Source organism: Psychrobacter sp. TB15, from assembly GCF_000511655.1.
GTDB lineage: Bacteria > Pseudomonadota > Gammaproteobacteria > Pseudomonadales > Moraxellaceae > Psychrobacter > Psychrobacter submarinus.
Window position 1 is genome coordinate 1 of the sequence record NZ_AYXN01000024.1, and the last position, 12937, is coordinate 12937.

Genomic DNA, 12937 nt, shown 5'->3' on the forward strand with positions numbered 1-12937 from the left:
TATAGTCTAATCCAAATAAAACCGATACAATATTTATAACAATCTTAATTAATGAAATAAACAATGACTTATTCAATAGACTATCGCAAACAGGTACTTTCTAGCATCGCTGATGGCATGACCATACGAGAAGCTGCGCTGTTTTATGGACTTAGCACCAGCACCATTCACAGCTGGCAGCAGAACCTAACTCCTAAAACAACCAGAAATAAAGCACCAACTAAAATACCTGATGACGCATTGATTGAAGACGTAAAAACATATCCAGATGATTATAACTATGAAAGAGCTCGTCGCTTGAACTGTAGTAAGACTGGCATCTTTAATGCTTTAAAGCGTCTTGGTATCAGTCAAAAAAAAGACCTTAGAACATCCAAAAGCGTGTCCGATAAAAAGAGCAGTATTCCAGAATAAGCTTGATAGCTTTACGCAGCAAGGCTACCCCATTGTCTATATGGATGAAAGCGGCTTTGAGGCTGAAACCATTCGTTCTCATGGCTATGCACCGATTGGTACACCCTGTATCGATAGCTACAACTGGCAAGCAAAAAAGCGAACCAACGTCATCGGAGCTCTCTATGAAAAAATGCTTTTTGCGCTTGATTACTTTGAGCAGAACATCAATGGCACCATATTCTACGACTGGTGCAAACACACTTTAATTCCAAGTCTCAAGACTAAATGCGTGATTGTCATGGATAACGCTCGGTTTCATAAAAGCAAACGCATTCAAAAACTATTAAACAGACATGGCCATCGTATTCTTTGGCTGCCGCCGTACAGCCCTGATCTGAACCCTATTGAGAAAAAATGGGCACAGGCTAAGTTTCTGCGCCAAGGGTGGATGGAGAATAATCTCCCTAAACTGTTTTATGATATGGGCTGTATCGATTTTATAAAGACTTAACTATAGTGTCTTTTATCTTTTCATTATTCTCTAATGAATAATTTATTTGATTCAATATTGAGTTAATACCTCTTATCCAATTATTCTCATTCTCTTGAATTAGAATATCTCGTATTTGAGTAAAAAGGTCAGCTAATCTTGCTAATTTATCTAAGTCGCTCATGTTAGAATTCCTATAGATATTGAATAATATGTAAACATTATATGTGAAAGCCTACTACACATAATAAAAAGGACAAATAATGAAACTACGCATCCTAAAATCCGCCGTCACCAACCCGTGGTTTAACCTCGCCACCGAAGACTGGATATTTAATACCCTTAATCCTGAGTCGCACACGCTTTTCCTATGGCGCAATAGCGAGACCGTGGTCATCGGACGCTCGCAAAATCCGTGGGTAGAATGCAAAATCGATAAGATGGAAGCAGACGAGGTGTTTTTGGCACGGCGGCAAAGCGGCGGCGGCGCGGTGTTTCATGACTTAGGTAATACCAACTTTACCTTTTTGTCACCCAAGGCCGACTACGACCAAGATGCTAACTTCACTATTATCGTCAATGCGCTAAAAAAACTCGGTATCGATGCTGAGCAGTCCGGACGTAATGATATGCAAGTCGGCGATAAGAAAATATCGGGCAGCGCCTTTAAGCATGCATCTGACCGTAGCTTTCATCATGGGACACTACTCGTGAACGCTAACATGCAAAAACTCGGCGATTATCTCAATCCGCATCCGCTCAAATTGCAAGCCAAAGGCATTAAATCTGTTCGTGCGCGCGTGGCCAATCTGGTTGAGTTTAATGAAGATATCAATCACGAAACTTTATCCGATGCCATTATCGAAGCGTTCTGCGAATACTATCAAGACACTGATCATGGTGATACTGATTATAGTGGAACTGTGCCCGTAGAGGAATTAGACAGAGACACCCTAGCAAAAGAACCTTCGTTAAACGCCTATTACGAGCAGATGGCGGACTGGAACTGGCGCTTTGGTAAGACGCCGCAGTTTAGTCATCATATCGAGACCCGTTTTGACTGGGGTATTGTTGATTTGCATATGGATGTTCAGCAAGCTGTCATTACCGATGTCGTCATCTTCTCTGATGCGCTAAATGTGGAGCTGATCGACTTGTTGAAGCAGACTTTAACGGGCACTAAATACAATCGTAGTGAGGTAAAAGCTAAGCTTGCTGAGCTAGCCCAAGCACATGATGAATTAGCCGCGCAAGTTGGTGATGTGTCTGAGTGGTTGCTTGACGAAATGGAAGGCTAAAGGTGCTTCGGCTGTAAGCAAGACATAGTCTTGCAACCGCTGCTACTTTATTCTAAACCATCCAAAAAAGCCTTCACCTCCGTTACATACTGACCCAAATCAGGCTCCAAATTGAACCCCTTAATTGGCGTAGGTAAGCCTTTTTGCTTGCCAAGTCGTATGATAATCGCGTCCTCCTCGGGTAGCACGAGCACACGCTGACCTAAGTGTCCAAGCATCGCGTAATAAGGAATCGGGCTGTCCATATCCGTCCACACTGAATGCCCATATATTGGCGCTTGCCCTGCGGCAAAGGCATCGACATTGGGCGTAATCATGAGATCAACATGCGCTTTACTCAGTAGCTGCTCGCCCTGCCACGCGCCGCCATTTAGTAAGAGTTGCCCAAACTTAGCAAAATCGAGCGCGCTGGCGTTCAAGCAACAGTAGACTTTTTCTATATTTGCTGCACCATCGAGCGACCAGTAGGCATCGCCCTGCATACCTAAAGGCTGCCAAAACTTTTCCTCAAGATAGCTCGATACGGTATAGCCGTGAGGCTCTAGCGCTCGCGCCAAAGCAATGCCTAGCATTTGCGTATCGCCGGAGGAATATTCAAAATTTCCGCCGCACGGTTCGACAAAGTCGCGATTGACCATCTGCTTGACAAGATCATGACCGTAGTAGGACTCAGCGGTTGGGTTAATCGGAAAGTAATAATCCTCAGTCCAATCATAGCCTGAGGTCATCGCGGATAAATCTGCCAGCGTACAGTTTTGTGCATACTCGTTATTCGCGTATTCTGGCAGCCATGTGGTAATCGGCTCATTGACGCTATCGATATAGCCATCCTCCACCGCTTTGAGATAGAGCATAGTAGCGACGGTTTTTGCCATCGAAAAGCTATTGGTATGCGAGTCGCTTCCGTAGTCTTGCCAGTAGTTCTCATAGACCAGCTTACCATCTTTGATAATGGCGAAGGCGACAGTTTCATCGGTGTCTAAGGCATTTTGTAGGGTCGGCGTGAGGACAACTTGATCAAAATCAGGATGCTTTTGCCAAGTGATAGGCTCGCCTGCGCGAATGGTACGATTATCAAAATCGACATAATCATCGATATTAGCCGTGGCTTCACCTTTTAAATAAGTGAGCTGTAGACCGCGAAAAATATAGGCATTGCCGGTCACGACCAAGCCTAAACTGATAATAATCAGTAGCGCGATGATAGGTAAAACAATCCATTTAAATAGAGTCTTTAACACTACCATTATAAAATCCTTTTTCATGGCGTGGTTGGTGAATACGATTGCGTATCGTTGATAGGGTTTAATTTAGCATGGATGTGAAATTTTGGGAGGTGGATTTTTGAGTGGTGAGTTTAGAGTGTAGGCTACTTATGACATTTGAAAACAATATTAACTACGACCAATACTTGCAAGAAAACAGATCTTACCGCTAGCCCTGACAGACGCGGTATCCTGTCGTAGATGATGGTGCTGCGGACTCTGGCTAGGGGCGGTATCGAGGTAACAGGAGCGTCACTAGACAGATTAGTCCGCACGCCATCAGCAAGGCAGATACAAGCAGACGGCAGGAAATTGCTCCCCTACCGTCCTTTCAATTTAAAACTTTAATTCAAAAATTAAACTTTTAAATACTCGCCGCAACCTCAGCGCCATCACGAATGGCGCGTTTGGCGTCCAGCTCAGCAGCCAGCTTCGCCCCACCAATCAGATGATACTGTGCGTCTGGCGCATCACCAACGTTTGGCATCAGACTGGCGACCGACTCTTGACCGGCACAGACGACCACGCTATCGACACGGAGCAGCTGGCTTTGGCCTTGCGGATTGGTGACCCAAATGCCCTCGTTAGTGATTTTTTCGTACTGAACGCCTGCCACTTGAATGACGCCGTGTGATTTGATATGGGCGCGATGCACCCAGCCAGAGGTTTTATTGAGGCCTGCGCCTAAGCGGCCTTTGGTGCGCTGCATCAGATACACTTGGCGAATCGGCTTGATGCCTTCAGGACGGATTAAACCGCCATCGCTTTGATAGTTAGTATCGTTAGTGACGCCCCACTCCTCGCGCCACTCGCTAACAGACTGCGGCTCAGGGCGGTAGCTTGGGTCTTTTAAGGTCTCAGGGCCGAGCTCATCAAGCGGCTGACCATGGCGCGCGGTTAGATATTCGCTGACATCAAAGCCTATACCGCCAGCGCCGATGACTGCCACCGTCTCGCCGACTGATTTTTCACCAGAGAGTAATTCTGTGTAGCTGATCACTTGCGGTAGATCCGCGCCTTCTAACTTGCCTTCAAGGCTTCTTGGCACCACGCCTGTCGCGACAACCACATGCTGGAATTTCCCATCTTCAAGCATCGCTTTATCGACTTTGGTATTGAGTTTAATCTCAACGCCTAGGTGCTCAAGCTCATTGATATAGTAGCGAATGGTCTCAAAGAACTCTTCTTTACCTGGGATGACTTTGGCATAGTTGAACTGACCGCCTAAGATATCGCGCGCTTCAAATAGCGTGACCTCATGACCACGTAAGGCTGCGACATGAGCCGCTGACATACCAGCAACACCGCCGCCGATGACTGCGACTTTTTGTGGATTTTTGGTCTTTTTGTAGACCAGCTCAGTCTCGTAGCAGGCTTGCGGATTAACAAGGCAAGTCGAGCGTTTATTCTCAAAAGTATGATCAAGACAAGCTTGGTTACAGGCAATACACGTATTGATGCGATCGGCTTGACCTTTTTCGGCCTTGTTGACCCAGTGCGCGTCAGCGAGGAACGGACGCGCCATTTGGATCAGATCCGCTTGACCATTAGCGACGATATCCTCTGCCGTATCCGGCATATTGATACGGTTGGCCGCCATCATCGGGATACTGATATGTTTTTTGATCTCAGCGGTAAAGTCGACAAAAGCGGCGCGCGGTACGCTGGTGACAATCGTCGGGACGCGTGCTTCATGCCAGCCAATGCCAGTATTCATAATGGTCACGCCCGCTTCTTCTAACGCTTTGGCGACAGTGATGACCTCGTCCATAACATTGCCATCTTTGACCAAATCGATGACCGATAGACGGAACACAATAATAAAGTCTTCGCCAACGGCTTTGCGTACGGCTTTGACCACATCGACGGCAAACTTCATCCGGCCATTGATATCACCGCCGTATTGATCGCTGCGCTGATTGACATGGCGCGATAAAAACTGATTGAGTAAGTAGCCCTCAGAGCCCATGATCTCAACGCCATCATAACCCGCTTGCTTGGCCAGTTTGGCAGAGCGTGCGTAGTCCTCGACCGTCTGCTCAATATTTTTGATAGTCATTTTGCGCGGTTTAAACGGGGTAATCGGTGATTTGATTGGGCTTGAGGAGACGATAAACGGATGGTAGCCATAGCGACCACTATGCAAGATTTGCATGATGATTTTGCTATCGTGTTTGTGTACGGCGCGGGTGACGCGTTGATGGTTGATAACGTCCATTTTAGTATTCATGGTACCGCCAGCAGGGAGCAACCAGCCTTCGCGGTTAGGTGAGATGCCGCCGGTGATCATCATCGCCGCGCCGCCTTTGGCACGCTCTGCAAAATAAGCAGCAAGCTTGCCATAATTATAAAAACGGTCTTCAAGGCCGGTATGCATAGAGCCCATGACTAAGCGGTTTTTGAGTGTGGTAAAGCCTAAGTCTAGCGGCTCAAAAAGATGCGGGTAGTGCTCATTGCTTTGAGCAGTATTGATGGTGTTATTGCTACTGGCTTTGCGATTCTCAGTGCTGCTAGCGCTCATGTGACGATCCTTGTAAATTCAGGTTAATGAGGGGTTCATAGTGCAAAATAGCTAAACCTTATATGGCTGCTATCGTAACACAACCGCTTTGTCGTCAGCTATGCAGACAAACGACTGATGAGTGAACACAAGCTATTTATCATTTATATTTAACTCTATTCAGCGTTTCTCTTAAACGACTCTTACAAATACGACCGACTTTTGCGCTGTCTTTGGCTATAATGAATACGCTTTTAATTGAAATATTTGCTGAATTGGTAAAGCAAAACTATCATCAAAGTGTATTTAAATTATAGTAAAACCCGAAATAAGATAAAGGACTATCACTATGACTGATTTCCATACTGGCCTTGGTAAGAATCCTGCTAACTATCAACCACTTACCCCTATCGACTTTATCATTCGTAGCGCGCAAGTGTATCCTAACAAAGCCGCCATTATCTACGATGATCTTCAGCATAATAATCTCATCCAGAGTTGGAGCAAAACTTTTGAACGTTGCCGTCAGTTATCACATGGCCTGCGCAAACTGGGTATCGATAAAAACGACACCGTAGCCGTCATGCTGCCTAATACCCCTGCTATGGTCGAATGCGCCTTTGGGGTGCCGATGTCGGGCGGTGTGCTTTGTACGTTGAATACTCGGCTCGATATCAATGCCTTAACCTTTTGCGTGCAGCATTCTGAGGCCAAAGTGCTGATTATGGATAGCGAATTTGCGGATTTGGCGGAGATTATCGACGAGACTTTTCCTAATCTGATCGTCATTCATGCCACAGATGCAGCCATTGAGGTAGAAGATTTTGGCAAAATGACTTACGAGGAATTGATTGCCAGCTCAGATGATTTGGATAATTGGGAAAAACCTGAGGATGAATGGGAAGCTATCGCGCTCAACTATACTTCTGGCACGACTGGTAAGCCAAAGGGCGTGGTCTACCATCATCGCGGCGCGACGCTAAATGCACTATCTAATATCTTAGACTGGGATATGCCTAAGCATCCGACCTACTTGTGGACGCTGCCGCTATTTCATTGTAATGGCTGGTGCTTTCCGTGGACGATCGCCGAGCGCGCAGGCGTCAATGTCTGCTTACGCCAGATTGATGCCGAGCTGATTTTGCAATTAATCGCTAAGCACAAGGTCACTCATTACTGCGCGGCGCCTGTGGTGCATAATATGATAGCGGGCGGTAAACAAGAGTACAAAGACGCGATTGATCATAAGGTCAAAGGCTGGGTCGCTGGCGCGCCGCCATCAGAGACGATGCTGACGGCAATGGAGGCGATGGATTTTGATATCACCCATGTTTATGGCTTGACCGAAGTCTATGGACCCGTCACCGTCTGCGCTGAGCAGCCCGAATGGCAAGACATGGACGTCGCTGAACGCGCGCAAAAAAAATCGCGTCAAGGCGTGGTTTCACACTTAATGACAGGCTTTGAGGTCTTTAAACAAGGCACGACTCAGCCGGTTGAAGCCAATGGCGAGGAGATGGGCGAGTTGGCGCTGCGCGGTAACATGGTAATGAAAGGCTATCTAAAAAGCCGTAAAGCCACTGATGAAGCGCTAAAAGATGGCTGGTTTCGCACCGGTGACTTGGGGATCAAATACCCTGATGGCTATATCAAGATTATGGATAGGCTAAAAGACATCATCATCTCAGGCGGCGAGAATATCTCAAGTATCGAGGTCGAAAACGTCTTATACAAACTACCTGCCGTCCAAAGCTGCGCCGTCGTTGCCGCACCGCACGACAAATGGGGCGAAGTGCCCGTGGCCTTTATCGAGATTCACGAGGGCAGCACCTTACAGCGCGACACTGTCATGGCACACTGCAAGCAGCATTTAGCAGGCTTTAAAGTGCCCAAGTACATTATCTTTGCTGAAATTCCGAAGACCAGTACCGGTAAAATACAAAAGTTTGAGCTACGTCAAGCGGCCAAGTCATTAGCCCATGAGACACCAAAAGTCACCGCTAGCTCCGAGTAGCGCTATGCAGAATACTTATTGATGCTAAGTATTTATTAGTAATAAGTATTTATTAGGGCGTGTCCCTATTTTAAAAATGGTGATAAAAATGAGATAAATCGCAGGCAAACAAGGAAAATAGCGCAGGTAATATCAAGATATTGGCCAGCTATTTGACACCGTTTGCCAAAGATTTAGCCATTTTTAGCCCATTTAGTCATAAACGCTTGAATTAGGGACACGCCCTAATTGTCTTAGGCTGAGCTTTTTACTATCAACAGATTGCGATATTACCAAGCGCAACTATCAATTCATCTTTGGCTCAAGCCACTGAAATACCAGCATCCCAACTAGCATCGCAGGAATAAACACATAGGCCTGCCATTGCCCCATGCCTAATAGTACGACACCGGGCCCAGGACAAATACCGACAAGGCCCCAACCGATACCAAACAGCATCGCGCCGATGACAAGCTTGCTGGTAACCTTTGTTTTGGTCGGCATCTCAATCTCATCGCCTACCCAGCTCTTTCGCTGCCGCCGAGCCCATTGCACCCCAACGATAGCGACAGCAAGGCCGCCGCCCATCACTAAGGCCAGTGAGATATCCCACGCGCCAAAGACGTCTAAAAACCCTTGCACCTTAACCGGATCGGTCATACCCGATATCAGCAGTCCTAAGCCAAACAGCAGTCCTGTTAGTAAGCCGATGATATTTTTTAGCATAGTTCATTCTCACTATTTACTTTCTTTTTCTCAAAACCTCTAGCCATAACAGCCATTTAAATCAAGCCCAATACTTGCCGGCCGATAAACACGGTGATGATGCCAAACGCCATAAAAGTCGCTGTGGCTACCATTGAGCGCGGCGACAAGCGCGCATTACCGCAGATGCCGTGACCACTCGTGCAACCTGAGCCTAAGCGCGTACCAAAGCCGACCAACAACCCTGCTGCAATCAGCAGCGGTAAAGAGGTCGTAACCTCTATATCAGGTAGCGGTCTGAACACACTATAGAGTAAAGGCGAGAGAACTAAACCTGCAATAAACAGTACTTGCCACATCTCGACGCGCTTTGGCTTTAGCAGGCTTGAAGTAATACCGCTGATACCGGCTATACGGCCAATACCTAAGAGTAAGATAACCGTCGCTACGCCTAATATGAGGCCGCCTACCAATGAAATAGGCGTGAAAACTTGCCAATCTATTTGTATACCCATAATGAGAGATCCAAAAGCTACTTTGTTTTATATAAAAACATTATATATTAAAATATAATAAATAGCTAAAAAAATACTGAGCGACTGCATTAACAGGCTCAGTATATTTAAATGCTTGGGTTGTTGACGGTTATATTCTCCAATATGAAGCCTGTAAGCGCCAAAGTAGCTATTAAGCAGACTGCTCTGCTAATACTTGCTCAAGAGCGCTTTCAAAACGCTGAACCGCACCGTCGATATCAGTCAATTTATCCAGACCAAACAGACCTAAGCGGAAGGTTTTAAAATTGTCAGGCTCGCCAACTTTGAGCGGCACACCAGCGGCAATCTGTACGCCAGCCGCCGCAAACGCCGCACCTTTATGCATATCATCACGGTCGGTGTAGCATACCACCACGCCTGGTGCTTGGTAGCCTTCAGCTGCGACACTCTCGATGCCTTTAGCTTGTAGTACTTCGCGGACACGGTTACCTAGCTGCCACTGCGCATCGCATAGTTTATCAAAACCGATCTTTTTAGACTCTGTAATAGTATCGCGGAACTGGCGCAAGCTATCGGTTGGCATTGTCGCATGATAAGCGTGACCACCATTCTCATAAGCGCGCATAATCTCTAACCACTTCTTTAAGTCCAGACTAAAGCTATTAGATTCTGTATTTTCTACGCGCTGGACGGCCGCATCGCTCATCATCACAAGCCCGGCGCAAGGCGTACTACTCCAGCCTTTTTGCGGCGCACTGATCAACACGTCGATACCAAGCGCTTTCATATCGAGCCAGACACAACCTGAGGCGATACAGTCAATGACCAATAAGCCGCCAACGCTATGAGTGGCCTCGCTCAAAGCTTTGATATAGTCATTAGGCAAGATCATACCGGCTGAGGTTTCAACGTGCGGGGCAAATACCATGGCAGGCTTGGTCTCTTTAATTTTAGCGACCGCTTCATCGATATCGACCGGTGAAAAAGGCTTTAGCGCGTCGCTATCTTCGCGCTGGGCGTTTAATACCGTAGAGGATTTGGCAAGATTGCTTTTTTCTAAAATTTGCGTCCAGCGATAACTAAACATACCGTTGCGAATGATTAAGCAGTCTTGATCTTTGGCCAGCTGATTGGCTACCGCTTCCATGCCATAAGTACCCGAACCTGGAACAATAGCGACGGCGTCAGCGTTATAGACAGATTTTAGGTCGCTCGATAAGTCATTCATCACTTGCTGAAAGACTTCTGACATATGGTTAAGGGCACGGTCAGTATAGACCACTGAATACTCTAATAGACCGTTTGGATCGATATCTTGGCGTAATGCAGGCATGAGACACTCCTTGTTTTTAGATTATTTAGATTGTGTGGTTGAGATAACTGCGTTAATGAGACAGTCATTTAGACACTAATAAGGGCTGAGACGGTTAGGTTTCAACTCATAAAAGAGACAATTTAGAATAGACGATATAGCGCTTTATCCTAGCGCTATTGCCGTTGGTAGATATTACCAGAGGACTACAGGCCCAAGACACTACAGGTGAGCTATCTGGGTTTATGCAGGGCTTACTGTCATGTACAGAGCGCAAGCATAATATAGGCGATATCATTTGATATTATCACTGTTATGCCACACTGGCAATAGTCTGCTAGCGGTTCTATTGAGGGCTTACGTTAGCGTTTGTTCGCTTATTTCGCCCTAGTATTTCACTACAGTATTTCGCCCTAGTATTTAAGCTTAACATCTAGCCTTAACATCTAGCCTTAACTTATAGCCTTAGTATCTTGACCCTGTTTAGCCCTTATCGCGATAGGCATCATGTAACCCTGAGACCACAAAATCTAACAACTCGCTATCACCTTCACTGGCCGCTTTGCGCATTAATTTTGAGGGCGCATGAGACAATGTCTGCGTAAGGCGTCTGGAGAGCTCCGTGATGACTTCTTCAGCATTAACCTCACCATTCTCTAATCTAGCGATGGACTCAGAGAGGATTTTATCGACTTGCGTGTGCGTGCGATTACGATACTGTTCGATGTCACGGCCGACTTTGCGCACCGCAAAGCTCTGCTCCATCTCCACCACCAGCTGGCTGACGAGTAGCTCTGCATCGACGGCCGCTTGCCTACGCTGCTCAAGGTTACCGGCGATGACGTGCTGCAGATCATCGACAGAGTATAAATAGATATCATCCATCTGACTGATAGTAGAATCGATATCACGCGGTACGGCTAAGTCGATCATCAGCATCGGCTGATAACGGCGACGCTTAAGCGCCTGCATCGTCATGGTTTTATCAATCAGCACACTCATGCTGCCGCTACAGCTACTGACAATATCCGCCTCGCTGAGCAGCTGCGGTAAAGCGTCTAAGGGCTGTACCTCAACGCTACGCCCCGGCTGCTGCAGCTCGGCAGCTAAGGCCTCGGCGCGTTCTGGACTACGGTTACAGATAATGATGCGCCCAACCCCAAGCCCTGCGATATGCGTCGCGACTAAGCGATTCATCTCGCCTGCCGCCACGACTAACAGCGTGCGTTTCGCAAAATCATCAAATATCTGAGTGACTAATTTGGCTGCCGCAAAACCAAGCGACACCGCTTGCGCGCCAACATGAGTCTCGTTACGTACGCGTTTGGCCGCTGCAAATACTTGATCGACTATCCAGCCTAGCTCAGTATTGAGTACTTTTTCGTTTTGCGCGAGATGTACCGCTTGTTTTATTTGGCCTAATATTTGCGGCTCGCCCAATATCATCGAGTCAAGCCCCGCCGCGACTCTGAGCCAATGGGTTAAAGCGTGGACATCACGGTGCACATAAAGGTAGGGATCCACCTCGCTCAGCGGTAATTGTTTAAACTCAGCGAGCCAGTTTTTGATCTTTAGAATATGAGCGCTGACAGCCGCTGGTGAGACGCTAGCGCTACTAGTGTGAGACGCTTTACTGGTAGCAGCGACGCTCGCAGAAGCGCTCGTTGGCGTGACGTTTTTGATATTTGATGAAGTGGCTGGCGTGACTGTTTGCGGAATTGTCTGAGGAACTAGCGCATAGATTTCCGTGCGATTGCAGGTGGAGACAATAATGCTGCCATCAGTGAACTGCTCTAATTGCTCAAGCGCCGTATTTACATCAGCGCCCACAAGTGCCAAGCGCTCACGCAAAGCGACTGGTGCAGTTTTGTGATTGACCCCAATGACCACTAATCTCATTATTGATTGACCATAAGCATAACGTTTACTGACTGAGCTCAAACCAGTGAGTGGCGTCATGATAAAAAAGCAAAAGCAAGCCCATCACGCTTGGATATAAGCGCAGACTGGGAGGCCGCGTTGTTGATTTAAGCCAATTACCGAGCAGCCCGTAGCCGCTCACTGTAATGGTGATAATACAAAGCTAGCTATTGTACCATTGTTATCCGTTTTATTTAATACTACCCCATCATTACTCCGTTACTGCTCGGGCAGCTTATACTCTATCTGGGCTTATCAGAAAAATTCAACTCGGCAGCATACGTTATCCCTAGTCCTAATAATCAACAGTTTAGTTAATCAATAGCTCCGACAATAACGAGCCCTAACGCCTGCTATGATCCGCCTCTACTGCGATCCGTCGTCAATAACGATTTAAAGATTTATAACCTTAAAATGAATAAGTTAACGCGCGCGGCAGCTTAGGCGACGAGTTACTTTTTATTTGAGGGTTTGTGGTATTCTTATCATCAACATTCTATATATACGATAACAAGAGTACTATTGTTTAGGGTGAATCTAGGCTCGTATAATGTTTCGATA

General features: G+C 46.7%; 11 protein-coding genes. 4 read left to right on the forward strand and 7 right to left on the reverse strand.

Features of this window, described 5'->3' with window-relative positions; translation table 11 throughout:
• Window positions 1-63 precede the first annotated feature (63 nt).
• Both W234_RS14780 and W234_RS14490 read left to right on the forward strand, forming a co-directional pair.
• A complete protein-coding gene (locus tag W234_RS14780) occupies window positions 64-414 on the forward strand; it encodes an IS630 transposase-related protein (RefSeq protein ID WP_025643618.1) in 351 nt (116 codons plus the stop codon).
• Window positions 341-907 carry an IS630 family transposase gene (locus W234_RS14490; RefSeq protein ID WP_227501901.1) on the forward strand — a complete coding sequence of 189 codons (567 nt, stop codon included), beginning with the start codon at window positions 341-343 and terminating at the stop codon, window positions 905-907. The genes W234_RS14780 and W234_RS14490 overlap by 74 nt, the downstream gene beginning before the upstream one ends.
• On the opposite strand, the gene W234_RS14495 is transcribed toward W234_RS14490, so the two are convergent.
• Complete coding sequence (locus W234_RS14495) at window positions 894-1070, reverse strand: hypothetical protein (protein ID WP_156923955.1); 177 nt, start codon at window positions 1068-1070, stop codon at window positions 894-896. The genes W234_RS14490 and W234_RS14495 overlap by 14 nt on opposite strands.
• A gap of 79 nt (window positions 1071-1149) precedes the next feature.
• On the opposite strand from W234_RS14495, the gene W234_RS0105370 reads away from it, so the two are divergent.
• The gene (locus W234_RS0105370; RefSeq protein WP_025645467.1) at window positions 1150-2184 is read left to right on the forward strand and encodes a lipoate--protein ligase; all 1035 of its coding nucleotides are present in this window, start codon (window positions 1150-1152) and stop codon (window positions 2182-2184) included.
• A 47-nt stretch (window positions 2185-2231) separates the two neighbouring features.
• Here W234_RS0105370 and W234_RS0105375 read toward each other — a convergent pair whose 3' ends face one another.
• Together W234_RS0105375 and W234_RS0105380 are read right to left on the reverse strand one after the other, a co-directional pair.
• A complete protein-coding gene (locus tag W234_RS0105375) occupies window positions 2232-3431 on the reverse strand; it encodes a serine hydrolase domain-containing protein (RefSeq protein WP_025645469.1) in 1200 nt (399 codons plus the stop codon).
• Between the two features lie 382 nt (window positions 3432-3813).
• Window positions 3814-5970, reverse strand: coding sequence for an NADPH-dependent 2,4-dienoyl-CoA reductase (locus tag W234_RS0105380; protein WP_025645471.1), 2157 nt, complete (start codon window positions 5968-5970; stop codon window positions 3814-3816).
• Window positions 5971-6298: 328 nt separating this feature from the next.
• Between W234_RS0105380 and W234_RS0105385 the strand changes: the two genes are divergently transcribed.
• The gene (locus W234_RS0105385; protein WP_025645473.1) at window positions 6299-7963 is read left to right on the forward strand and encodes an AMP-binding protein; all 1665 of its coding nucleotides are present in this window, start codon (window positions 6299-6301) and stop codon (window positions 7961-7963) included.
• A gap of 285 nt (window positions 7964-8248) precedes the next feature.
• Here W234_RS0105385 and W234_RS0105390 read toward each other — a convergent pair whose 3' ends face one another.
• The 4 genes from W234_RS0105390 to hemA form a co-directional block, all read right to left on the reverse strand.
• On the reverse strand, window positions 8249-8668 hold the full coding sequence (locus tag W234_RS0105390) for a DUF6691 family protein (RefSeq protein ID WP_025645477.1): 420 nt from the start codon (window positions 8666-8668) through the stop codon (window positions 8249-8251).
• A 56-nt stretch (window positions 8669-8724) separates the two neighbouring features.
• The gene (locus W234_RS0105395; protein ID WP_037059074.1) at window positions 8725-9162 is read right to left on the reverse strand and encodes a YeeE/YedE family protein; all 438 of its coding nucleotides are present in this window, start codon (window positions 9160-9162) and stop codon (window positions 8725-8727) included.
• A 172-nt stretch (window positions 9163-9334) separates the two neighbouring features.
• Window positions 9335-10477: an aminotransferase class V-fold PLP-dependent enzyme gene (locus tag W234_RS0105400; protein WP_025645481.1), complete on the reverse strand. Its 1143-nt coding sequence runs from the start codon at window positions 10475-10477 to the stop codon at window positions 9335-9337.
• A 462-nt stretch (window positions 10478-10939) separates the two neighbouring features.
• On the reverse strand, window positions 10940-12355 hold the full coding sequence (gene hemA, locus W234_RS0105405) for a glutamyl-tRNA reductase (RefSeq protein ID WP_025645483.1): 1416 nt from the start codon (window positions 12353-12355) through the stop codon (window positions 10940-10942).
• Window positions 12356-12937: the final 582 nt, after the last annotated feature.